Here is a 24933-nt window from a genome sequence, read left to right on the forward strand (position 1 = left end):
TTAATTCACCAAAATCTCATCCACAAACAACCAAGAGCTTTCTCCTTTTGGACTTTTCTTTAAGTTGCCTCCAATTACTTTTACAAAACGTGCATTTTGTTTTTGGAAATTAATTTTGAAATCCTTCAATTCCGGAATTGGATTTACCGCATACGGACGCATTACTTTTCCAACTTGATTGTATTTAACTCCATCATTAGAAATTAAAACTTTCACCTGAATTGGGAAATTAACTCCTGCTCCCTGACTTTCTAAAGTTCCCACAATTACTTGTTCTATACTTTCTACTTTTCCTAGATCGATTACCAATTCCATATCGTTAACCAGCCAAGCCTGCCATTGTCCATCATGAAAGTTTTTACTTCCTCTGATTGAGTTGACCATCGTATTGGCATCTCCTTTATAACTCTGATTAAACGGAGTCAAATATTTTACTTTTTGAGCAAATCCTTTATGGAAAACAATAGTATCTGTAAATGTTTTTCCAACTGGTTTTTCGTCCTGAAATAAAGAAGCTTTTAAAACTGTAGTTTCTTTGATTTCAATTGGTGCTGTATATTTTATTGCATGATGATCAATGTTTTGATTTCCTAAAACATAACGGATATCTGGATTTGGGAACTCATTTTTCAACTCTACTTTAATTTGTTTATTACCCAAATCTGCTGTTGAAGAAGCGGTTACCAAATAAGCGCTTTTCGCATAATTTAATCCCTGATAATCGTAACGTTTGAACATTGAGAATAATCTTGAAGTAAAATCGTTCCAGTTACGTTTCTCTTTCGGACTCCATAATGTTTCTGATAAAGCCGCTAATCTCGGGAAAATCATGTATTCAGAATCTTTTGGACCTTTAATATGTTCTGCCCATAAATTGGCTTGACCTCCTAATACGTGTGCTGCTTCTTGTGGTGTCATTGTAGAAACCACAGGATCAAACTTGTACACTTCGCTTAAAGGATTATACGCATCAAATGCTAAAGGTTCTTCATTTTGAGGTCCTTGGTAAAAGTTGAAATAACAAGGAGTTTCAGGTGTCATAATCACGTCATGACCTTGATCTGCAGCTTCAATTCCGCCTTTTGTTCCTCTCCAGCTCATTACTGTTGCATCTGGAGCTAAACCACCTTCTAGAATTTCGTCCCAACCGATAACTTTTTTACCTTTAGAATTAATGTATTTCTCCATGCGTTTTACAAAATAACTTTGTAATTCGTCAACACTTTTTAAACGCTCGTCTTTGATTCTTTTTTGGCAGTGCGGACATTTTGCCCAATTCGTTTTAGTCGCTTCATCACCACCAATATGAATGTATTTTGAAGGGAAAATAGTTATTACTTCATCGATTACATTCTGTAAAAATTCAAAAGTCGTTTCTTTTCCCGCGCAATAAATATCAGTCAAAGGCCAAACTCCGCCTGACGGAACTCCAATTCTCTGATCGAAACAAGCCAATTCAGGATAAGAAGCAATAGCGCTACTTACGTGAGCCGGCATTTCGATTTCAGGAATTACTTCAATTCCTTTTGTAGCGGCATATTTTACAATTTCTTTTAATTCTTCTTGAGTGAAGAATCCGCCGTAAGTTCCTTTTTGATCTGCCGTAACCGCAAGTCTCGCATTCCAAGATAAATTCTCCTGATCTACTCTCCAAGCACCAACTTCTGTTAGTTTCGGATATTTTTTGATTTCGATTCTCCAGCCTTGATCGTCTACTAAATGCATGTGCAAAACGTTCATTTTGTGCGCTGCCAAACGATCGATTGTAGCTAAAACATAATTTTTATCGAAGAAATGGCGTGAAAAATCTAGCATTAAACCTCTCCATTTAAAACGAGGTTCGTCATTAATAGTCAAACTCGGAATTTCCCATTTTGCAGAAGTAATTGCAAACTGACTTTCGATTGCTTCTGGAAGTAATTGTCTAATACTTTCTAAAGCGTATAGAAAACCGTTATTTCCTTTCGCAGAAATAGTAATATTGGTTGGATTTACATCTAAAACGTATGCTTCATTCTTTAAGTTCGGATCTGTTTTCAGTAAAACATAATTACTTACAGGAGCTTTTGTAGTCACTTCTGGTTTCCATCCTGCGGCAGTTCCAAATTTAGAAGCCAAAGCATCTGCAGCATCTTTTTGGAAATCGCCGTTAACCACAAACTTTGTGTCTTTTGTGAATTCAAAAACACCTGTTTTAATAAGGGTCTGAGTCGGTTTAGGAATGATACGAATATCACTTTCCGTGTAAATTTTCTGTGCGTTAGCCGAGAAAATTGAAGAGATTAGGGTTAATAGGAATACTATTTTTTTCATTCTTTGTTTTTTGGTTTCTTTAAGTGTTTGTTCGAACATTTAAAGATTTAGTTTTTTAGGTTTAGTTTGTCATCCTGAGGAACGAAGGATCACACTAGGAATTCCTCAAAGTAACTCGCCAATCTTTGTTGATCAATTTGTGTAATCCTTCGTTCCTCAGGATGACAAAACTGTTGTGTAAAACTTTGTCAAAGTTTCAAACTTTGACAAAGTTCTAAACGTTATAATTATTTATCCCAAGACATTTTAAATTTCGCGTCTTCCATTCTGTGACCTTTTACATCATCAGAAACAGCGTAATTAAATCCTGATCTTAGACTGTAACCTGCATATTCGCCATTTTTATTTAAAGCAATAAAACCGACTTGCAGATACTCCATGTCCTTATGATTTTTGTGTTTGTTGTAAATACGCTCTGTGATCTCTTTACAAGCGTCATAAGGCGATTTTCCCTGACGCATTAATTCAACCACCATGGCGCTTCCAGCAGTTCTAATAACCGCTTCGCCTAATCCTGTTGCAGCCGCTGCTCCAACTTCGTTATCCAAAAAAAGACCCGCGCCGATTATTGGGGAGTCACCGACGCGTCCGTGCATTTTCCAAGCTGCTCCACTTGTGGTACAGCCGCCAGAAAGATTGCCCTCTTGGTCTAACATTAGCATACTTATGGTGTCGTGGTTTTCGATGTTAATGACTGGTTTGTATTTAGAATCTTCCAGCCATTTTTTCCAGTCTCTTTCCGATTCTGGCGTTAGTAAGTTTTCTTCTTTAAAACCTTCAGACAAAGCAAACTGCAATGCACCTTGCCCTGCTAACATTACGTGAGGCGTATTTTGCAACACTCTTTTTGCGACAGAAATTGGATGTTTAATTCCTTGAAGGAAACAAACAGATCCACAATTACTGTTGTGATCCATGATACAGGCATCAAGAGTCACTTTTCCTTCGCGATCCGGATATCCTCCATAACCAACACTGCGGACATTCGGATCGGCTTCAGGTATTTTCATTCCGGCTTCGATTGCATCCAAAGCCGATTTTCCTTCTTTTAAATTCTTCCAAGATTCTTTATTCGCAGGTAAACCGTGATTCCATGTCGAAATAATAATTGGTTTGGTCTGCTTTTTTTCTTTTGGCTCTTCAACTTCGTTTTCATGATTCGCAGCAAATCCGCTTACGCCCAAAACAGAACTTACAGCTAATGTGCCTAAAGCCGTTTTCTTGATAAAATCTCTTCTATTTGACATCTGGTTTTCTTATTTTTTGGTTCAACATTAAGAATTCAATTGTTCTTGACGCTGCAATTTACTTCGTAAAAATTTTTAATCCGAGTAAAATCGACTATAACGACTCTTTTACCGACTTAATTGTTTTTAAATTACTATCAGATAAAGCATTTCCGTCAAAAAATGAAACTCCAGTTGCACCATTTTTCTTAGCCAATAAAATTGCTTCTTTCAATTCTGCATCCGATTTCAATCCTGGAATATAAATTCCTGTATTTACTTTTGTCGGTTTTCCTTCTAAATCGGCTACACCTTGTTTGGTTGCGTAACCAACCCAGTCAATTTCTTCATCATAAAAACTATGGTAAATCATTGGGTATACTTCGTCAATATTCCATTTATCCCAACGCTGACGCACCATGTGGTCTGCCATTTCTGGATAAGGAAATACTGCTGCTGTTAATTTTTTATTGTATTTGTGAACAATTTTATACGCATCATCAACCACTGCTTTTACTGCATTCAATCTGAAATTTTTCCATTCCATATCGATTGAAGTATTGTGGCTTTCTTTTGGATTTTTATGATGCTCTTTTTCGAATTTGCTTACACAGGCATCACAATAACAGAAATCAAATTGTGGTAATTCTACATCTTGAACCAAGTTGTATTTTGGCAATAAACTGATTGGCAGAAAAATATCTGGAAAACGAATGTAATCTAAATGTACGCTTTCAATTCCTTCAACTTTTGCTAAACCTTCAACTAAACCTAAAACGTGATTTCTAGATTCTTCTTTAGTTGGACAAAGCCATTGGTAATAATCTACATACGGACGGTTATCAAAACAAGATTTTCCTTCTTTGCTTACTTGATACCAATCTGGATGCTGTAACGCAACTGAATCGTTTGGACGATTCATGGCCATAATCCAAGCGTGAACTTTTAGTCCTTCTTTTTTTGCAAGCGGAACTAATCTTGCTAATAGTTTCGGATCGGTTTGCGTGTTAATTAAAACTTCGTCAATACCGCCGTCTTTATATTTTTTGAATTCTTTCGAATAATCTGCATCCGATTTTTTAGCGTCAGCTGTTGTCCAAACACCAAAAGTGAATTTACCGTTTTGCTGATCTTTATTTTCTTTTTGTCCGCACGAGAATAAACTCAGCGAAAGCGCTAACACTAAAACTTTTGATAGTTTTTGCAGCTTATTCGTTCGTAATAATTTTACCATCTTCTTTAATTATTAAGGTTTTGTTTGAAAAAGGACTCTTTACCAAGATATTAAATCCTGATGAATGATTTTCTAAAACTGGTTTTAAAACTTTTCCATCAACAACTATATTTTTTTTACTGATACTTTGCAGTGATTTTACCCATGATTTATTTTTATCAAAATATCTCTTTTGAGCACGGTACAATGTATATAGTTCCCATTTTACTTTTTCTTCCTGTGGAATTGTAAATTTATCATCGCTTTCTTTTGAAGAGAAGTATACATAAGCCCATTTTTCGGGCTCATGCATATTTATCACTCCCATAGGCGACCAAACCCAATTGTATTCTGGGAGAAACTTTCCTTCTGAATCTTTTTTGCGTTCATATTTTCCATCAACAACAGAATGCTGCCAATTCACACGAGAGAAATTGACTTTCCAAAACTTATCTTTCGGAACAATATCATCAAAATATGATGTTTTATAAACCGACCACGGAATTGCAATTTCTAATGTCCAGCCTTTATCAATATCTGAAGCATTATTTAAAGTTCCGTCCACTTTTACCGCCGATTTTAATCCGTCGATATTCCAGTCGTTTAAAACGGTGTTTTTTTCTCGGTACGGTTTATTGATGAATAAATCCCAAGCTGTATTCAGGGCATTAATTTCTAATTCATAGTAATTGTGAGTATCATTATCTGGATCAATAAAAATCTCAAAATCATTATTATAAAAAATAATAGTGTCACGCTGTCTTAGATTTGCCCAAACGTGAGGCTCCTCTATTTTTGCCAGAATATAGTAGTAATTATCGTCCCAGAGCATCTTAACCTGAGTCTTGTATTTTGGAGTTTCAACACCTTCTATGTCGACAAAAGGAGTTGTCCAAGATGCTTTTTCCCAGTCTTTATCTGCTCCGTCTCCGTCAATAACAATTTCTTTTGAAGTTTTATAGGCAATATAACTTTTCGGTGTAACCGGTTTTTCAGATTGCGCATAACTCATCAATCCAACAAAAAAAACGGCAAGGGACAATAAATTACTTCTACTATGCATCTTGATATTATAAACTATTATTTTTTGTAAACTCAATTACTTCACTTAATTTTCCGAAAGCGATAGCTACGTGAGTATCTGCAGCACCGTAATAAACTGCTAATTTATCTTCTTCAATATCATGTAAAGCAGCACATGGGAAAACTACGTTTGGCACATCACCAACCATTTCATAGGTCTCAGCTGGTCCTAATAAATAAGGCTGTGTTCTGTATTTTACTTGGTCTGGCGAATCAACCTCTAAAAGTGCTGAACCCATTGCATAACGGAAACCGTTGCAAGTATTGATAACTCCATGGTAAATCATTAACCATCCTTCGTCTGTCAAGATTGGAATTGGTCCTGCTCCCACTTTTGTACACTGCCAGGCGCTTTGCTCAAACGGACTAGGTTTCATCACCAATCTGTGTTCTCCCCAATATTTCATATCCGGGCTGTAGCTGATCCAAATATCTCCAAAAGGCGTATGTCCGTTATCACTTGGACGGCTTAACATAGCATATTTACCGTTGATTTTTTGTGGAAATAAAACGCCGTTTCTGTTGAATGGTAAAAAGGCATTTTCACATTGGAAAAATTCTTTAAAATCGAAAGTATAACCAATACCTATTGTTGGGCCATTATAACCATTACACCAAGTAATCCAATAACGGTCTTCAATCCAAACCACACGCGGATCGTATTTATAAGCAGATTCGATCATTTCTGTATTTCCAGACTGCATTGCAATTGGCTCGTGATTGATGTCCCAATTGATACCATCCTTACTGAATCCAGCAAAAATATTCATCTGAACTGCTTTGTTATCACATCTGAAAACCCCAGCATATCCATCTCCAAAAGGTACAACTGCACTATTGAATATACTGTTTGATGAAGGAATCGAATATCTGTCGATAATTGGATTCTCAGAATATCTCCACATTACATCTTTACTGTTTTCGGGTCTGTCTTGCCAAGGAATAGTACTCATTTTTTGTTTTTTTTTATTTATTAGTTTTTTGTTTTTTTTATTCGTCTTTTTTGTCATCCTGACGAAGGAAGGATCACACTAGAAGCTCCGCAATATATGTCGCCAATCTTTGTAGATTTCCTATGCGTTCCCATAGTTGAAACTATGGGCTATGTTGCAATCTTTGTCGCCAATCTTTGTAGAGTTTCGAGTGTGATTCCTCGTTCCTCGGAATGACAAACTTTGAGGAAACTCTTAACTCAAAAATCTTGCTTCTTGCTTCTATTTTCTTTCTTCTAAAATCTACTCTTCAATCTTCCTAACTCTATCCAGCCAAGTAAACTTCAATACCGTAGTCGTCACTAAGAACACTGCTAAAGCAACACCGGCCTTCGGATAATCTCTGATAATAAAGTAAATCGGAAGCAGAATCATGCTTGACTGCCAAATAATTCCGATTACACAGTTCATCATATCTAAATAGAAATCATTATTTTTTTGGAAAGACTGATCTTCCGCTTTTAATTCTTTGTAAACCGGAGTCCAAAATCCCCACGGTCTAACATTGCTGTAGAAAGATTTTAAAACTTCCATATCGGTTGGTTTGCTTAGGTAAGTTCCTAAAAGACAACCTAAGATTGACATTCCGAAAATTAATGGAAATAAGTAAATCGATGGCACTTGCGAAAGGTCATGCAAGAATGTTCCCGCTGCTAAATTTCCTTTGTTTTGATCCAAAATAAATTGAAGAGAAGCAGCGATTAATCCTCCGACCATTCCCCAGAAATAACCCCATCCGTTGAAACGCCACCAAATCCATTTGAGGAAGTTAGCTGCAACGTAACCTCCATAAAGAGCACTTGTAATCCAAAGTGTTAATGAGTTGATCGAATCTGCAAAGAATCCCATGAAAACTCCAAGACCAACCACTAAGAAAGAAGAAATCTGACTTACTTTGATATAGTGTTTGTTTGAAGCAACTGGCTTAAAGTATTTTTTATAAATATCATTTACAATATAAGCTGGTCCTGCATTTACGAAAGCCGAAAATCCAGACATGAACGCCGCTAATAATCCCGCTAAAAGAATTCCTTTAATGCCCACTGGAATATAAAGATTAACCACTTTTGGCATTAATAATTCTAAATCTGCTCCTGTTAGATTTACGTTTACATTTAATTCCGGCGCTAAATTCACTAAAGCAATAACCACAATTCCCGTGATTAATAAATATCTAGGAATGAATAAAATCAAGTTGGTAAAACCACTCATATAAGCCGCTTCTTTTACCGATTTTGTAGAAAGAACACGCTGTAAATCATAACTTGGAGTTGGTCCTGCAACGCTGGCAAAGAATCCTTTGAACAAGGTCATTCCGATGAAAGCGCCAAACATTTTGTAACCTTCTGTATCAATTAATTTATTGAAAGTTTCGAATTTATCGCTCCATTGTGTTTCAAATTCCCATCCGAAGAAAACATTTTTCCATTCTGGTGTAATAACCGAATTGATTTGAATATCAGTATAATTAATGAAGGCATAACCAGCGATTAAAACTCCGGCAACAATCATAATAATATATTGTACAACTTCTGTAGCAACCACAGAAAACATTCCGCCTTTAACCGTATAAATTGTCGTTAAGAAAATGATTAACAATGCATAAGCTTGTTCTGAAGTCAAGAAAACAGAACCATTCATGTGAACCGTTAAATCCCAAGGAAGAATAATCGTTACAAATTTTCCAATTCCAACGAAGAAATAAGCGATAAAACCAATAGTAGAAATAATTGCAAAAATGGCTACAATAATATGCGATGCTTTCCCCGCTTTATCACTTCCAAAACGAGTTAGAATCCACTCAGAACCTGTCATTACTTTTGATCTTCTGATCCAGACTGCGAGGAACATCATGACGAAAATCTGATTCCAAATTGGCCAAAGCCACATAAACATGAAGCTTTTTACTCCATAAAGAAATAAAACGCCAATCATCCAGGAAGTTCCCGAAACATCAAACATTCCAGAGCCGTTACTTAAACCAAGAAAATACCATTTGATAGATTTTCCTCCCAAGAAATAATCATCTAAACCTTTAGATGCTTTTCTTGAAATCCAGATTCCTATACCGACCGACATTACGATATAGATTAAAATGATTGATACGTCAATAATGTTCATTAATAATTTATTTTTGAATTAGTTAGTTTAAACCCCAGTTTTGATTTGGCTGTGCTCCCATCACAAAATGCAATACACCTCCGTTTAGCATATCTTGGTGAGAGATTGCTGTTTTATTAAATGCTTTTCCGTTTAAGGTTGCTGATTGGATATAGAAATTCTTCTCTGAAACATTTTCTGCTTCGATTACAAAAGTTTTTCCGTTTGGAAGATTCAAGGTTGATTTCTCAAAAATCGGACTTCCAATTTCGTATTCACCTGAAGCTGGATTCATTGGATATAATCCCATTGAACTGAATACATACCAGGCAGACATTTGTCCGCAGTCTTCGTTTCCACTCAGACCGTTTGCTGTCGTATTATATTGCGTATCTAAAATATGACGTACCCAATATTGTGTTCTCCAAGGCTGTTTGGCGTGGTTAAACATATAAGCAATATGATGACTTGGTTCGTTTCCGTGCGCGTATTGTCCGATCAAACCAGAAATATCTGCCGAAACGTTGTTTCCTGTAATCTCTGAACTTTCTGTAAACAATTGCTCTAAACGTTTGGTGAAAATGTCATTTCCGCCGTGAAGTTTAATAAAATCATCTACATTATGAGGCACAAACCAGCTGTGCTGCCAAGCATTTCCCTCTGTATAATCGGTATGTTCTCTGTGATTCGAGTGTTTTGGATCGAAAGGTTCGTTCCAAGATTTTCCATCTTCCGATTTTCCTCTCATGAAACCAGATTTCGAATCAAATAAATATTCGTATGCTTTTGAACGTTTAGAGAAAAACTCATAATCAGAAGTTTTTCCTAATGCTTTTGCCATTTGTGCCACGCACCAATCGTCGTAAGCATATTCTAAAGTAATCGTAACTGATTCATCTAATAAGTTATACGGAATATAACCGTACTTTTTGTAGAAATTCAATCCGCGTTCGTCCTGCATCATGGTTGCTTTCATCGCTTCAAAAGCTTTTTCGGCATCAAAACCTTTAATACCTTTCATGTAAGCATCCACAATAACCGGAATCGAATGATATCCTGTCATCGTATTGGTTTCGTTAGCATATAATGTCCAAACCGGAAGTATTTTTTTAGTTTCATAATAGGCTAACATTGAGCTCACTAAATCTGAAACTTTTGTTGGTTCTAAAATGGTTAACAATGGGTTTTCTGCTCTAAACGTATCCCAAAGTGATAATGTAGAATATGCTGTATAATCTTTAGCTGTAATAATTTTATCGTCTTCTCTTCTAAATTGTCCGTTTTTATCACTATATGTTACAGGCGCAACTTGTGCATGATATAAAGCGGTATAGAAAATTGTTTTTAAAGAATCAATTGGAGTTTCAACTTTAATTTTACTTAAAGCTTTATTCCATTCTAAAGTGGCATCCGATTTTGCTTTCTCAAAACTATAGCCTTCAGCATCTAAATTACCTTTTGCATTTTCAACACTCACAGAAGAAAGCGCCACTTTTACGCCTAATTCTTTAGAGTTTTTAGAATCGAAGAATAATTGCAAAGCTGTATTCTCGCCTTCAGCACTTTGACCAGAAACTACTTTTTTATCAGCTGTGATAATAGATTCTGTTATTGGCTTAGAAAATTTGGCAACAAAATATACTTTCTGATTTTTTGCCCAACCTGTACTATAACGGTATCCGCTGATAGTATTTTCATCTTCAACTGTGATAGCTGTTTTTGTTGCTTTGTCCCAATTTATAGCAAAACCTAAGTCGACAACAACAGATTGTGTGTCGTTATTATTATAGATATACTTATGGTATGCGGTTCTTTGCGTAGAAGTTAATTCTACATTGATCTTAGGATCCTCAAGAAAAACTTGGTAAGAACCCGGTGTTGCTTTTTCGTTAACATGATTGTATTTTGATTTATACGGAAGGAAATCGCGTGAAGCGGCTTTGGCGGTTAAGTCTAATTTTTTGTTTGTCGGCATAAATAAAATATCTGCCAAATCACCGATTCCTGTTCCGCTTAAGTGTAAATGACTAAACCCAGAAACTATTGAGTCAGAATAATGATAGCCTGAACACCAGTCCCAGCTTGAAATTCCATTATCTGGACTCACTTGCAGCATCCCAAAAGGAACTGTTGCGCCAGGATACGTATGTCCGTGGCCACCAGTACCAATAAAAGGGTCTACATAATTTGTTGCAAAACTTTTGTGATCTTTGTTTTTATCAACATTTATTTTGCAACTTGCAGCAAAAATTACCGTTAAAGAGAGCAGAGTAATTTTCTTCATATCAAAACAATATTAATTTAACTTTAAATTTAGATAAATTCAACTTTTACCAAAATATTTTTAGACGGACGACATTTAAACAGCTCTAAACATCAAAAAATAGTAACAAACGACATTTCTTTTCTACGATTATGATTTTCAACTCAAGCAAATCTTACAGCTTACCTGTACGCTACCATGTTTACTTCTGGCTGACATATTTTGTGTTCAATACATTCCGATGGGGAAGTTATTTTAACGATTATGTTTATTCATTAAAAACCACTTTACTAGGATTCCCTATTCACATGGCATTATGTTATCTGAATATTTTGGTTTTAATGCCTCATTTGGTATACAAAAAAAAATACTTCCTATATATAGTTACCGTTTTGTCAGCGATTTTTGTCATGGTGGTTTTAAAATTCAACTTGACTTATTTATTAATCACACACAATGTTTGGCCAGAAGGTCCGCAGACTATTAATACGCTTACATTAAACTATACAATAGATATGATGATGGGCGAATTGTATGTAATGACTTTTGTGACTGCCATTAAAATCACACTGGATCTTTTGCAGGAACAGAGACGTGTAACCGATTTGGAAAAATCTCAGCTGGAAACGGAACTTTTGTTTCTAAAAACTCAGATTTCACCGCATTTTTTCTTCAATACCTTAAATAATATCTATTCGCTTTCTGTAGAAAAATCAAATAAAACTCCAAAAATAGTTTTGAAGCTTTCAGAATTAATGCGTTATATGCTTTATGAAACAAAAGAAAAGAAACAGTCTTTGGAGAATGAAATTTTATGCATTCAGAATTATCTTGATTTGGAAAGAATTAGAAACGGAGAACGTTTGGAAGTAGATATGTCTATTTCGGGAGATATTCACGATAAAGAAATCTCACCTGTTCTATTATTGACTTTCGTCGAAAATGCATTTAAACATGGCGTTAACAAAAACACAGGAAATGTACTTATAGATATTCGCTTTAAAGTAAAAGGAGACTTTTTATATTTCACAATTTCAAACCCTATGCCCGAATTTACCGTACATAAAGATAATTTTAACAAGGCAAGTGGTATAGGTATTGAAAACGTAAAGAAAAGACTTGAATTAGGATATAATAAAAATGACTATAAGCTTTCATTTAAAAATAAAAAGAATATTTTTGTCGTTAAACTAGTTATAAAAGTCACTTAAGCCCTAGCTTTTATCGGTTTAGAAAACTATACCTACAAAAAACCAAATATCGGCCTAAAATAATATTTAGAAATGAAAATAAAGTGTTTAATTATCGATGATGAGCCATTGGCAATAAACGTTATTAAAAATTATATTGAACAGATTGAGGATTTAGAATTAGTAAACACATTTAGTAATTCTATTGAAGGATTAAATTTCTTAAAAAACAATACCATAGATGTAATTTTTCTGGACATAAATATGCCTGTTTTAGACGGTATTAATTTTATTAAAAGTTTAGAAAATCCGCCGTTGCTTATCATTACAAGTGCTTACGATCAGTTTGCAATTGAGACTTACGAACTGGATGTATTGGATTATCTGGTAAAACCAATTGAGTTTCCGCGTTTGATGAAAGCGGTCAACAAAATCAACAAACGTCTTAATAATGCGGGGAGCAAACTTCCGCAAGAAAACAGCAAAGAAAACCCTTTTATCTTCGTTAAAATCGACAAGAAAAAAATGAAGAAGATTTTCTTGAACGAAATTCTAGTAATTGAAAGTTTAAAGGATTATTTAAAAATAAGCACTACTTCTGGAAAGTTCATTATTCACAGCACTTTATCAGATTTTACAAGCTTGCTTCCAGAAAGAGATTTCATCAGAATACACCGATCCTATACAATTGCCATTGATAAAATTGATGCCGTAGAAGGAAACAGCATTGAAATTGAAGGTTTAAGATACGTTATAGGAAGATCTTATATAGACGAAGTAAAACAGAAAATTTTAAATTCTTCTATTTAAGTTAAAAGTTATTCGTTATGGGTTATAAGTCATACGTTTGAGATTAAAGTTTCTTTTACGCATAACGTATAACGTATAACCCATAACTTTAATTCTTCTATTTAAGTTAAAAGTTATTCGTCATGGGTTATACGTCATACGTTTGAGATAATAGTTTCTTTTACGCATAACGTATAACCCATAACTTTTTTACTTCTATTTAAGTTAAAAGTTATACGTTATGGGTTATAAGTTATACGTTTGAGATTAAAGTTTCTTCAACGTATAACTTATAACCCATAACTTTTTTTACTTCAAAACCATATAAAAACGAAAATGCAGCCAACCACAGCTGCATTTTCTCTCAATTATAGGTAACTAACCAAAATAAACCATGAAATAGTCTATTATCTTTATTGCTGCAAAAAGCTCTTAGAAATGATAACGCTTAAACGCTTCGATAGCCGAATAATCAGCCAATCCTAAGTTGTGATATTTCTCTGCAGTCAATCTGTTTCTGTCTTCAACTCGAACCCAAAACTCTCTGCTGTCATCACCTTGAAACATAACGCCGTCTTTTTGAGACTGGTGATAAAAAATAGCATGTCGTTTCTTTAAAACCTGGTCAGGACTCATTGGTACAGCCATGTCAATTTGGTACGATTCCCATTCATGCCAAGCTCCTCTGTAAAGCCAAACCCAGCAATCGTTCATAAAGTCGTTGTGTTTTAATCTTTTTAGCGCTTCAAACAAACTGTCTAAACAAACTTTATGAGTTCCGTGCGGATCTGCTAAATCCCCAGCGGCATAAATTTGATGCGGTTTTATTCTTTCAATGATATCGCACATAATGTCGACATCTGCATCCGAAAGATTATTCTTTTTAACTGTTCCTGTTTCGTAAAACGGAAGATCTAAAAAGTGAACATTAGAATCTGGCAAACCTAAATAGCGTGTTGCTCCAAAAGATTCACTTCTTCTAATTAGTCCTTTTAATTTTCTTACTTCAAGTGAATCAATTTCATTACCAGTTCTGTTCTGAAGAAATTCGATTAATTTATCAGACATTCTTGAATCTGGATTCAATGCTTTAGAAATTTCTGCAAACTTCAAAGCTTCATCATTTGAAACGGCTATGTTTCCAGATGTCTGATACGCCACATGAACTTCATGTCCTTGCTCGATCAAACGATCAAAAGTTCCTCCCATCGAAATAACATCATCATCTGGATGCGGGCTGAAAATGATAATTCTTTTCTTTTCCGGCGTGGAACGCTCCGGTCTGTACGTATCATCAGCATTGGGTTTTCCGCCCGGCCATCCCGTGATGGTTTGCTGCATTTTATTAAACATCTTAATGTTCAAATCATATGCAGTTCCTTCCTCAGTCAAAAGACTTGACATTCCGTTGTCATTATAATCTTTATCTGTCAGTTTTAGGAAGGCTTTCTTAGTCAGTTCGCTTAACCAAGCCACCGCTTTTAATTTTAATTCATCTGTCCAAACACAAGATTTAACCAGCCAAGGCGTTTTAACTCTTGTCAATTCAGACGAAGCTTCTGTATCTAGAACAAATGTTGTGTTGTTGTGCTCTTGTAAATACGTAGCTGGCACTTGCGAAGAAATTTCTCCTTCGATTGTATTTTTTATAATTCCTGCTTTACTAATTCCCCAACCTAGTAAAACAATTCTTTTTGCATTTCTAACGGTTCCAATTCCCATCGTAATAGCTTTTCTCGGAACATTATCTATTCCTAAAAAAGAAGAAGCTGCGTCAACTCTCGTAATATGATCAAGCGTAATGCTTCTTGTTCCTGAATTAACATGAGAACCAGGTTCATTAAACCCGATATGTCCCGTTCTTCCTATCCCTAAAAGCTGAAAATCTAATCCTCCGTAAGAGATAATTTTCATCTCATAATCAATACAATATTGCTGCAATTCCTCGGCACTCACCTGCCCGTCTGGAATATTGATATTTTCTGGATGAATATTAACATGATTAAATAAATGCTCATGCATAAAATGATAGTAACTCTGAATATCATTTTTATCCATCGGATAATATTCATCCAAGTTGAAAGTCACTACATTTTCAAAACTAAGCCCTTCCTCTTTGTGCATTCTCACCAATTCTTCGTAAACTTTAATAGGCGAAGAACCTGTAGCCAAACCTAAAACGCAAGGTTCATTCAGCTCATTCTTTCTCTGAATTAAATTGGCAATTTCACGAGCGACCAATAAAGAAGCTTCTTGCGACGATTCGAAAATAACATTGTGAATTTTCTCAAAACGAGTCTCTTCAAATTTCCCTGCTTCTCTAAAACCTATATCTTCTTTAATCATGCCACTCTTGCTGTTTTAATTAACGCAAGATAAAAGTAGAATTATATTATCCGCTCGTATTAAAAATTCGACTAATAACGGCTAAGCTTCGGCAAAAGACAAAATAAGAATGATAACCTCTTTGATTAAATAGTACACGGATAAAACAGATTCGCTTTGCGAAAACACGGATAATCACAGATTTGTTTTATTCATTTCTGCAAACGAATTATGTTTCAATATTCCGTAGGAATATCTGGTCGGTAGAAAAAAAATATTGTTTTGCATTGTGTTCCGTAGGAACACCTGATTTCATAGAAATGTAACCTCGTTTTATTAATCAAACGTTCCTACGGAACATATAATCGTAATACAAATTTGATTCTACCGATGAAACATTCCTAAGGAATGAATTTGGAAACCTGTATTTTATTCCACAACACCAATTTCAGCAATCGAAACTGTTTGTACTTTTCCTACCGCAGCTGTAGCGACAAATTTCAAAAATCTTGCTTTTACTGCAGCAAAACTCTTTACTTGTTCAATTGGGTTATGTTTAATATTCGAAAATTCTCCTTCTGATTGTTTGTCCCAATAAAAACTGTCTACACTTGTATACAATTCATAATTTGAAATCAAATTTAAATTGTTACCAACTTGTTGCGGCGTATAAGTAAAACCTTTAATACTGATCAATTCTCCCATATCTATAACAACACTTTGTGGCAATTTGTTTTCATCATTTCCAAAACTCCAATCAGTATTAACATTGCCATCAATAATTCTTTCAACCGATTTGCTATCACCGCTTGAAACCGAAATTACTTTCCATTTCTCTTTAGAAACTCCATATTTTGCCGACTTTATGCCACTATTGATTTTCTCCTTAGTATTTCGTGAAATAGCTTTAATTTCTACTTCTTTATTATATACGAATGGAGCTTTATATAAAGTGCTTTTTTCATTAGGCGCTTTTCCATCCAAAGTATAATAGATAGCATTTCCTTCTTCCGATTTAATCGTAACCAAACCATTTTTATCTCTAAAAATCTGCGGTTCTTTTACAAAAGTCGGCGCGTTATAAGCTTCAATTGTACTAATTACAAATCCAGCTTTTGCATCCAAAACGTTAACTCTAAGTGCAGAAGCTGTAACGCGATCTAAACGCAAAATTCTTTTGTAACCAATTGTAGTTTCATTAGCAATGATTTTCCATTGTCCATCAACTTTTACTTCAATAGAAAACGCTTTTACGCGCTGACCCAATTTAACATATTCTTGAAGTAAAATTCTATTTATTGTCGTTGGCTTTTTAAACGTAAATTCAACTGTAGCTTGTTTTACTTTATCGTCTGTTGCCCAATAGGTATTTTTATTTCCGTCGATAACATTTTGCGGACCAAAATTAGTATCGTTTCCACGAATGTTTGAAGCCTGAACCTGAGTTCCTGCTAATAGTTCTGTTTTGAAATCGGCTTTAATTGTGGCAACCAGTTCTTTCAATCTTGCTTCGTCATTTTCATGAACTAAACCACGAGTATCAACTGGAAGATTTAATAATAAAGTAGCATTTCGTCCAATCGATTCGTAGTAAATATCGACCATTTCGTCAAGCGAACGCACTTTATCGTCTTCTACTGAATGATAAAACCATCCTGGTCTTATTGAAACGTCGGCTTCTCCCGGAACCCATTTTTCACCGTCTTCATGTCCAGACATAAATTCTGAATAATGTACTTTTCCTGCTAATTCATCTTTCTGACGAAGTAGCGACCAATTAGTTTTTCCTGCACGTCCATCTTCATTCCCAATCCATCGTGCTTCAGATGGACCAACTCCCCAAACTAAAGTTTTTGGTGCGATATCATAAATTAATTTATAAGTTTCATCCCAGTTATAATACGTAAGCGAATTGATTTTTCTAGTTTCGTTTGCGCCGCCATAATAACCGTCACCGCCATTTGCTCCGTCAAACCACATTTCGAAAACATCTCCGTAATTCGTCAATAATTCTTTTAACTGATTTCTGAAATAGGTAACATATTCAGGTTTGCCGTATTGCGGATGATTTCTATCCCAAGGCGAAAGGTATAATCCTAATTTTAAATCGTATTCTTTGCAAGCCGCAGCCAATTCTTTTACCAAATCACCTTTTCCGTTTTCCCAAGGCGAATTTTTTACTGAACGCTCTGTATAAGCTGAAGGCCATAAACAGAAACCGTCATGATGTTTGGCAACTAGAATAATTCCTTTCATTCCGGCTTCTTTTACCACGCGCGCCCATTGGCGAACGTCTAACTGCGACGGATTAAACAGTTCTGGAGATTCGTCTCCATATCCCCATTCTTTATTCGTAAATGTATTTAATGAAAAGTGCACAAAAGCATAAAATTCCATTTCTTGCCAATCAATTTGTTTCTGTGTCGGAAGTGGTCCAAAAGGCTTTGGAGCATTCATCAATTCCTGACTTGAAGCACTAGAAATTATACCCAAAAGACATAAGGAAAGAAATATTTTTTTCATTACTGATTTGCTTTAAAATAATCTATAAAGCATAAATGTAGTATAAATTGAAATCTTTCGAATAGAATTTCGACCAACAACATTTTTTACAGCATTTTGGTATGAAATGGTTTTATTTAAATAATTCGTTTGGGCATACTATTTTAAAACAACTGTTTTTGAAGTTGTCTAAAAAATAAAGCCCAAATCTGTAGACTTGGGCTTTATTCGTATATTTTGATTGTAGTCTTACAACTTGAATATTTTATTTACAGAGAAAATGTATTGCTTTAACTATCAAAAGCAATATCAGCTTAGTTGCCAACAACTGCTTTTAAAGCTATATACTTTCCAATATCTTTAAAGTTGTGTCCTTTTTCTCTCATAGCTTTAATGAAAGTTGGCGTTGCACCAACCGCTTTTGCCCCCACAATATCATCTAAATCTAGATCTGAAAACCCTAGATCCTTATACTCCTTAATTAAATCTGCTGTGATATTTTGAGATTTTAAAGCAACTAGATTTTCAGACGAAATGTTTTTATAACCTACTTTTTCAAATTGATTAACATATTCTGGAGTTACATTTAAAGATTTTAAAGCAATTAAATCATCGTTTGAAAGATCATTATAGCCCGCTTTTTTGAATGAATCAATAAAAGCTTTATCTATATTTAAAGATTTGAAAGCAATAATATTGTCCTCATCTTCTTCCCTATTTTCATTCTTTTTTGTTTTTGCTGAAGAACGATAATCGTTAATATATTTTCCGTCAATATTCTGAGATTTTAAAGCGATCAGATTTTCTGGTGAAACATTTTTATAACCCGATTTAATAATATCTTCAATAAAAGCTTTATCAATGTTTAAGGATTTAAAAGGAATCAGCGTTTCAACATCTATATTTCCAATTCCAGCATCTTTAATAGAATTAATATAATCTTCACTTACGTTTAAAGCCGCCAACGGAATTAATTGCTCTTTGTCTACATTTTTATACCCTTTTTTATGTAGCATTTTTACATACGACGTTTTTATATTTACAGCAAAGAAAACCATAAGATCTGTATCATCTGCCAATGTAATTCCTTGTGCAGCCATTTCTTTGGCAAAATTTTTATTGCCAACAAACTTATACGTTCCCATTCCGCTATTTCCTTCAAATTTTCCGGTAAAGTTCATTGTTCCCGCTTCACGCGTTAGAGAAAATGTTCCTTGTTTATCTTTTGATAATCCACTAAACTCGCTAATATCATAAGTATGAGTAGAATGGCTATTCTCGTCGTTTTTAAATTCCATTTCTACCGTATTGCCTTTGATTGTTGCAAACCAGTTTCCTTCGGTTTGATCACCCTTTTGAGTGTTTGGACTCGCTTTAGTTCCTTCGTTTTTAAGATTCGAAGTTAGCGTCTGACTTTGCGCTGCCGGTTGATTAAAAAGGCAGGCAAACAATACCAATAATGGTAACAGGAAAAAATATTTCCATGTTGTGTTTACGTTTGATTTTTTTGAATTCATCATAATGATTCGTTTTTTGAGTAATGATTGATTATAGTTAGTTGTAAGACTCAAAGGAAATTGTGGCGCCGCAACTTTAAGCAGGCTAAATTGATAACTTTCTTTTTCTACGCTACCTTGTTGTAGCATTTCGTTATCAGTCAAAAATTCAAGATTACTTTCTAATGCTTTTCGCCATTGCCAAGCAAAAGGATTAAACCACTGAAAAACAAGTACGATTTCTGCAAGCAAAAGATCAATAGTATGTTTTTGCTCAATGTGAATTTTTTCATGCAGCAAAATCTGATTGTACGTTTCCCATTCATATTTTTCAGGATTTATAAAAATATTATTAACAAAAGAACAAGGTGCTTTATCGCCTGTTATTTCAACAATTCTAAATTTTCCATCCCGAATAATCTCTGATGTGTACGCTCTGTAAAATAATATGACAGCTTGCATCAAAAAATTAAGCGCAAAAACAACGACACCAAACCAGTACAAATACACTATCCACTGCAGGACCAAAGCCATATTAAATTGTTGCTTTGTTTCATTTACTAAAACTTCATTTACAGAAAGTGATTTCAGCTCAGCAGTTGGTTCTTTTGCAACTGTTTTTTTTATGGAAGGAATAGCTGCAGTTTCTTTCTGTTTTTGAAGGGAGAATTGCTGCGGAATAGGCAACAACGGCAAAGTAAAAGCTACTAGCATGCAGGCAAGCAAAACAAATCTATTCAAATTATAAAAAGTTTCTTTCTGCAAAAGCAGTTTATAAAACATCAGGCAAGCAAAAAGGATAAGCGCCGTGTATAGAATATAAGGTATCATATAGAATCTTTTTTTATCATGTTTACAATTTCGTCCAATTCATTTTCGGTTAATTTTTGCTCTTTAGCAAAAAAGGCAAGCATTCGTGGATACGAATTATCAAAATACTGACTCACAATATCTTTCAGCGCAAATTGTTGATATTCTTCTCTTTGAATTACTGGAAAAAAGCAATGCATATTCCCTATTGTTTCCCGATTTAGAAATCCTTTTTCTTCTAATATTTTGACAATCGTCGCCACACTATTATAATGTGGTTTCGGATCTGGCAACAATGGAATAATGTCTCTGATGAAGGCTTTGTTTAAATCCCAAAAAACCTGCATAATCTGTTCTTCTCGTTTGGCTAATTTTATCATAGTGGAAATCTTTTGACAAATATAACTACTAATTAATTAGTAGCAAAACTAATTGATTAATATTTATACTAATTTATTAGTTGAACCAGTAAAAACGGGATATCAGGCAATGATTTTTTATACCTAATAACTTTAAAAACAATAAATTACAACCTAAAAGTAAAGTTTAGACATAAAAATCAAGATATTTTTGATCTATTAAATTAATACCATCGGAAGTTTGTAGAAAAATTTCAGGAGAAAGAAGGAAAGAAGAAAGTTCCTTTTTGTCAATTCCTAACTAGAAGATTGAATATTTTATTTTAGTCCTCCAAGCTAATCTTCTTAGTCCTAATTTTTGAAATCGAAATCAAAATCGCAGACAAAACCACAAAAGAGATCAAAACGAAAAATCCGTTTATAATTGCCGTTTGAAAACCTAATTTAGTTGCGTCTATAAAAGGATACGGATAAAATTCGGTTGCAATTCCGTGAAACAGCGTGTAAATGATGTAGATAATTGGATAAATCAGCCAAGACGAAATAACTTTAAAAGAGATCTTTTCTGGACTTACAAAAAACAGCCAGAAAACCAAAAATAAAATGGGAACAACCGTATGAAAAATTTCGCTTACAATAAGATGATGTCCTTCTAAATGGAGAGTTGGGCGAAGCAGTAAGTTAAAAACAATTCCGACAATCAATATATAAACTGTAATGGCCGTAATAGTAGTGCACTTTCTAAAGAAAGCATTTGCCCTGCTTTTGCCACCAAACAATAACAAAGCAGTACAAAGAAAAACGATCGTATTTGTTGTAATGGTAAAAAAACTAAAAAAACGAACTGCTGCACTAAAAAAAGTGAATTCACCTCCTTGTAATAATAAATAAAACTGCGTTGGTAAGGCGTACAATTCGAGAGCAAAAATAATACCCAGCAAAATTTCCCCTTTAATTGTTGTGGTATTTTCTTTTTCCATATTTTACTTAAAGTCAGATCACTAAAATAACAATTTTATTCGAAATATTTATAGCACTCTCTTCTGTTTTTCGCTCTCTGCAATAGTTTTTTCAAGTCTTGAAAGTTGTGTTTTTTCTTGTTTGGCACTCATAATCCAATGAATTATAACTTTCTTGTAGGAAGGCGCTTGTTTCTCGAAAAATTCCCAAGCAGTTATATTGCTTTTAAACTGTTTTTCATAAACCTCCAAAAGCGGTACAGGTTCTTTTTCATGCGAATATATTTTGGATTTATTTTCGGTTCTAAAACTAAAAGCTTTTAAACCAGCATCGGTCATCAATCCTGATTTAGTTAAATCTTCCATTTTCTTAATATTGATCGCGCTCCAAATGCTAGAGGGTTTTCTGGGTGTAAAACGAATGGTATAACTGTCCTTATCGATAGATTTTCGAACGCCGTCAATCCAGCCGAAACAAAGCGCCTGATCAACAGATTCTGGCCAAGTTATCGAAGGCTTTCCGCTTGTAACTTTATAAAAACCTACCAAAAGCTCTTTTTCATTTTTGTGGTTTTTCTCAAGCCATTTTCTGAATTCTGATTGATCTGGAAAGAAAGTTGGTTCCATTTGTTTTTTTTATAAATGTATAAAGAATCTCGCAAAGTCGCGGAGACGCAAAGTTTATTTAAAGAAATAAACCATATAAGTTATGTAAGTAAAACAAGTCAAAACTTAAATTATCTTATATAACTTATATGGTTCAAAAACTTTGCGTCTCCGCGACTTTGCGAGATTAATTTACTTTAACTTCAATCTTTGAAGTTTGCAAACCAGCAGCCGTCGCTTTCAACTGAATATTGCCGCCCTTTCCATTAGACTGAATAATAACAACACATTTTCCATTAAATAATTTACAAGAATTTGCTTTAAACGACTCCAAATTGGCCTGATAACCATTATCAACACCAACTAGTTTTCCTCCACCATTTACTTCAAAATTAATTAAATCCATAGCATTTGGTAATACGTTTCCGTCTTTATCCAACATAGAAACGGTTACATAAACCAAATCGTAAGTATCATTTTTAATTGCGGTTTTATCAACTTTTAAATCAATTTTAGAAGCTTGTCCCGCAGTTTTGATTTCCTTTTCTAAAACTACTTTTCCTGATTTTCTTGAAACAGCTTTTAAAGTTCCCGGCTCATACTTCACTTTCCATTCAATATGCAAATCATCATTTTGTTTTGATTTCTTGCCAAGCGATTTTCCGTTTAAGAATAATTCTACTTCATCGGCATTATTGTAATATGCCCAAACGTTGATTTCCTGATCTTTTGTCCAGTTCCAATGCGGTAAAATATGCAAGACTGTTTTTTTCGACCATTCGCTTTGGTACATATAATACACATCTTTTGGAAGTCCGGCTAAATCGACGATTCCGAAATACGAACTTCTCGCAGGATAAGGATACGGATCAGGTTCTCCGATATAATCAAATCCTGTCCAGATAAAAGTTCCCGCCATGAAATCCTGACTTTTAATCGTTTTCCAGTTTTCTTCGTGCGTAGCTCCCCAATACGATTTTACCTGATCGTAAGCCGAAACCGTCCAATCTGCATTTCCATCAAATAGAGCTCCGTATTTGGTTGGCCACGCTTTAATAACATCCGATTGATCGTAATGTCCACGAGTTTCTAAAGCCGAAACACTTTCTGAAGCTAATATTTTCTGTCCTTTAAATTTAGTTGGGAAATCTTTATAATCTTCATGTTTGTAATTGAAACCCAAAAGATCCAAAGCTCCAGATTGATAAATAAAATTCTTTTCGATTACATTTTCAGTCAAAGCCGAAGTTACAGGACGAGTCGTATCTAATGATTTTACAATTTTCGCCAATTCTCTTGTAATCGCAATTCCAGTCGAATCGAACTGTTCTCTAATTTCGTTTCCAATACTCCACATCATAACCGACGGGTGATTGCGATCTCTTTTGATAAAATCTTCTAAATCTTGTTTGTGCCATTCGTCCCAATCTTTGTGGTAATCGTTGGTCACTTTTTTCTTCTTCCAAACGTCAAAAGCTTCATCCTGAACAATAAATCCCATTTCGTCGCATAATTGCATCATTTCTAAAGAATGCGGATTGTGAGACATCCTGATCGCATTTGCTCCCATTTCTTTCATCAGAATCAGTTTTCTTCTAACAGCATGAATGTTTTCTACTGCACCCAAAGCACCGTTATCGTGATGCAAACAAACTCCATATATTTTAGTTGGAACACCGTTTAAAGAAAATCCCTTTTCTGAATCGAAATTGAAAAATCTAAAACCAAGCGGCGTTTCATAATTATCAACCAATTTCGATTTCTCGTAAACTTTGGTAATCACTTTATACAAATATGGATTCTCTGTACTCCATAATTTCGGCTGATTCAAAACCAAATCATGAACCTTTTTTTCTGAGGTTTTAGCGCCAATTTTTTCTGTTGATGTAAAATTGGCTACTTCTTTATTTTCTGCATTTACAATCGAAGTAACCAGTTTAAATTCTTTTGCAACAGCATTATCATTATCAATCGTAACTTCCAGATGTATCTTTGATTTTTCTGCTGAAACTTCTGGAGTCGTTACAAAAGTTCCCCATTTCCCTACATGCAGTTTTTCACTGGCAACCAAACGCACATTTCTATAAATCCCAGAACCTGTGTACCATCTTGAATTCGGTTGTGCATCATTATCAACTTTTACAGCAATTGTATTTGATTGTCCAAACTTTAAATATTGCGTTAAGTCATATCCAAAAGAAATATAACCATTTGGACGAATTCCTAATGATTTTCCGTTTATGAAAACTTCACTGTTCTTAAAAACACCATCAAATTCAATTGAAATAGTTTTGTTTTTCCAGTTCGCAGAAATAGTAAAAACTTTACGATACCAGCCTTTTCCAGCCGGTAAAAATCCTTGTGCTTGCTTGGTTTTGGCATCCTTATCAAAAGCGCCTTCAATACTCCAATCGTGCGGTAATTGAAGTGTTCTCCAATCTGATGCATTGAAATTGGCATTTATTGCTTCAGGATAATCTCCTAATTTGAAGTTCCAATTTTTATTGAAATCTTCTATAATTCTGGCTTGCTTTTGTGCAAAAACTGATACTGAAAACAATAAGGCAATTGTAATTTTTTGAAATATGTTTTTATGTTTAATCATAAATATGTTTTTTATTCTAATCGTATTTTTCTGTAGAGACGCACTGCTGTGCGTCTAACACAACGTATGGACAATTGGAACGTAGACGCACTGCAGTGCGTC

Annotated in this window: 16 protein-coding genes; 2 read left to right on the forward strand and 14 right to left on the reverse strand. The window is 34.6% G+C overall.

Translation table 11 applies throughout. The features are described from left to right. From ABXT06_RS09610 to ABXT06_RS09640, 7 genes are all read right to left on the reverse strand, one after another. Positions 1 to 2313: a glycoside hydrolase family 20 protein gene (locus tag ABXT06_RS09610; protein ID WP_354590559.1), complete on the reverse strand. Its 2313-nt coding sequence runs from the start codon at positions 2311 to 2313 to the stop codon at positions 1 to 3. A gap of 227 nt (positions 2314 to 2540) precedes the next feature. Then, positions 2541 to 3560, reverse strand: a complete 1020-nt coding sequence (locus ABXT06_RS09615; protein WP_354590560.1) for an isoaspartyl peptidase/L-asparaginase family protein — start codon at positions 3558 to 3560, stop codon at positions 2541 to 2543. 94 nt (positions 3561 to 3654) lie between these two features. Continuing rightward, on the reverse strand, positions 3655 to 4773 hold the full coding sequence (locus ABXT06_RS09620) for a putative glycoside hydrolase (protein ID WP_354590561.1): 1119 nt from the start codon (positions 4771 to 4773) through the stop codon (positions 3655 to 3657). Continuing rightward, positions 4748 to 5815, reverse strand: a complete 1068-nt coding sequence (locus ABXT06_RS09625) for a carbohydrate-binding family 9-like protein (RefSeq protein WP_354590562.1) — start codon at positions 5813 to 5815, stop codon at positions 4748 to 4750. The genes ABXT06_RS09620 and ABXT06_RS09625 overlap by 26 nt, the downstream gene beginning before the upstream one ends. 7 nt (positions 5816 to 5822) lie before the next feature. Next, positions 5823 to 6788, reverse strand: a complete 966-nt coding sequence (locus tag ABXT06_RS09630; protein ID WP_354590563.1) for a glycoside hydrolase family 130 protein — start codon at positions 6786 to 6788, stop codon at positions 5823 to 5825. A 282-nt stretch (positions 6789 to 7070) separates the two neighbouring features. Beyond that, the gene (locus ABXT06_RS09635; protein ID WP_354590564.1) at positions 7071 to 8948 is read right to left on the reverse strand and encodes a sodium:solute symporter family protein; all 1878 of its coding nucleotides are present in this window, start codon (positions 8946 to 8948) and stop codon (positions 7071 to 7073) included. Positions 8949 to 8970: 22 nt separating this feature from the next. Continuing rightward, the gene (locus ABXT06_RS09640; RefSeq protein WP_354590565.1) at positions 8971 to 11211 is read right to left on the reverse strand and encodes a GH92 family glycosyl hydrolase; all 2241 of its coding nucleotides are present in this window, start codon (positions 11209 to 11211) and stop codon (positions 8971 to 8973) included. A gap of 131 nt (positions 11212 to 11342) precedes the next feature. On the opposite strand from ABXT06_RS09640, the gene ABXT06_RS09645 reads away from it, so the two are divergent. After that, complete coding sequence (locus ABXT06_RS09645; protein WP_354590566.1) at positions 11343 to 12401, forward strand: sensor histidine kinase; 1059 nt, start codon at positions 11343 to 11345, stop codon at positions 12399 to 12401. Between the two features lie 72 nt (positions 12402 to 12473). Then, entirely contained in the window at positions 12474 to 13190 is a 717-nt protein-coding gene (locus ABXT06_RS09650; RefSeq protein WP_274257297.1) for a LytR/AlgR family response regulator transcription factor, read from the forward strand. 411 nt (positions 13191 to 13601) lie between these two features. On the opposite strand, the gene nagB is transcribed toward ABXT06_RS09650, so the two are convergent. From nagB to ABXT06_RS09685, 7 genes are all read right to left on the reverse strand, one after another. Further along, positions 13602 to 15515 (reverse strand): glucosamine-6-phosphate deaminase, encoded by a 1914-nt coding sequence (nagB, locus tag ABXT06_RS09655; protein ID WP_354590567.1) that lies wholly within the window; start codon positions 15513 to 15515, stop codon positions 13602 to 13604. Positions 15516 to 15923: 408 nt separating this feature from the next. Next, positions 15924 to 18017, reverse strand: a complete 2094-nt coding sequence (locus ABXT06_RS09660) for an alpha-L-fucosidase (protein ID WP_354590568.1) — start codon at positions 18015 to 18017, stop codon at positions 15924 to 15926. A gap of 293 nt (positions 18018 to 18310) precedes the next feature. Continuing rightward, positions 18311 to 20323, reverse strand: coding sequence for a M56 family metallopeptidase (locus ABXT06_RS09665; protein ID WP_354590569.1), 2013 nt, complete (start codon positions 20321 to 20323; stop codon positions 18311 to 18313). After that, positions 20320 to 20682 (reverse strand): BlaI/MecI/CopY family transcriptional regulator, encoded by a 363-nt coding sequence (locus ABXT06_RS09670; protein ID WP_354590570.1) that lies wholly within the window; start codon positions 20680 to 20682, stop codon positions 20320 to 20322. The genes ABXT06_RS09665 and ABXT06_RS09670 overlap by 4 nt, the downstream gene beginning before the upstream one ends. 302 nt (positions 20683 to 20984) lie before the next feature. Further along, positions 20985 to 21641, reverse strand: coding sequence for a Pr6Pr family membrane protein (locus tag ABXT06_RS09675; protein ID WP_354590571.1), 657 nt, complete (start codon positions 21639 to 21641; stop codon positions 20985 to 20987). 48 nt (positions 21642 to 21689) lie between these two features. Further along, the gene (locus ABXT06_RS09680; RefSeq protein WP_354590572.1) at positions 21690 to 22247 is read right to left on the reverse strand and encodes a YdeI/OmpD-associated family protein; all 558 of its coding nucleotides are present in this window, start codon (positions 22245 to 22247) and stop codon (positions 21690 to 21692) included. 166 nt (positions 22248 to 22413) lie between these two features. Next, on the reverse strand, positions 22414 to 24831 hold the full coding sequence (locus ABXT06_RS09685; RefSeq protein WP_354590573.1) for a glycoside hydrolase family 2 TIM barrel-domain containing protein: 2418 nt from the start codon (positions 24829 to 24831) through the stop codon (positions 22414 to 22416). Positions 24832 to 24933 lie beyond the last annotated feature (102 nt).

This window comes from Flavobacterium sp. UW10123 (assembly GCF_040538975.1).
Taxonomy (GTDB): domain Bacteria; phylum Bacteroidota; class Bacteroidia; order Flavobacteriales; family Flavobacteriaceae; genus Flavobacterium.

Bases quoted from the DNA above. Each gene is read 5' to 3' on its own strand.
- ABXT06_RS09610 (WP_354590559.1), bottom strand. From the start codon at position 2,313: ATGAAAAAAATAGTATTCCTATTAACCCTAATCTCTTCAATTTTCTCG.
- ABXT06_RS09615 (WP_354590560.1), bottom strand. From the start codon at position 3,560: ATGTCAAATAGAAGAGATTTTATCAAGAAAACGGCTTTAGGCACATTA.
- ABXT06_RS09620 (WP_354590561.1), bottom strand. From the start codon at position 4,773: ATGGTAAAATTATTACGAACGAATAAGCTGCAAAAACTATCAAAAGTT.
- ABXT06_RS09625 (WP_354590562.1), bottom strand. From the start codon at position 5,815: ATGCATAGTAGAAGTAATTTATTGTCCCTTGCCGTTTTTTTTGTTGGA.
- ABXT06_RS09630 (WP_354590563.1), bottom strand. From the start codon at position 6,788: ATGAGTACTATTCCTTGGCAAGACAGACCCGAAAACAGTAAAGATGTA.
- ABXT06_RS09635 (WP_354590564.1), bottom strand. From the start codon at position 8,948: ATGAACATTATTGACGTATCAATCATTTTAATCTATATCGTAATGTCG.
- ABXT06_RS09640 (WP_354590565.1), bottom strand. From the start codon at position 11,211: ATGAAGAAAATTACTCTGCTCTCTTTAACGGTAATTTTTGCTGCAAGT.
- ABXT06_RS09645 (WP_354590566.1), top strand. From the start codon at position 11,343: ATGATTTTCAACTCAAGCAAATCTTACAGCTTACCTGTACGCTACCAT.
- ABXT06_RS09650 (WP_274257297.1), top strand. From the start codon at position 12,474: ATGAAAATAAAGTGTTTAATTATCGATGATGAGCCATTGGCAATAAAC.
- nagB (WP_354590567.1), bottom strand. From the start codon at position 15,515: ATGATTAAAGAAGATATAGGTTTTAGAGAAGCAGGGAAATTTGAAGAG.
- ABXT06_RS09660 (WP_354590568.1), bottom strand. From the start codon at position 18,017: ATGAAAAAAATATTTCTTTCCTTATGTCTTTTGGGTATAATTTCTAGT.
- ABXT06_RS09665 (WP_354590569.1), bottom strand. From the start codon at position 20,323: ATGATACCTTATATTCTATACACGGCGCTTATCCTTTTTGCTTGCCTG.
- ABXT06_RS09670 (WP_354590570.1), bottom strand. From the start codon at position 20,682: ATGATAAAATTAGCCAAACGAGAAGAACAGATTATGCAGGTTTTTTGG.
- ABXT06_RS09675 (WP_354590571.1), bottom strand. From the start codon at position 21,641: ATGGAAAAAGAAAATACCACAACAATTAAAGGGGAAATTTTGCTGGGT.
- ABXT06_RS09680 (WP_354590572.1), bottom strand. From the start codon at position 22,247: ATGGAACCAACTTTCTTTCCAGATCAATCAGAATTCAGAAAATGGCTT.
- ABXT06_RS09685 (WP_354590573.1), bottom strand. From the start codon at position 24,831: ATGATTAAACATAAAAACATATTTCAAAAAATTACAATTGCCTTATTG.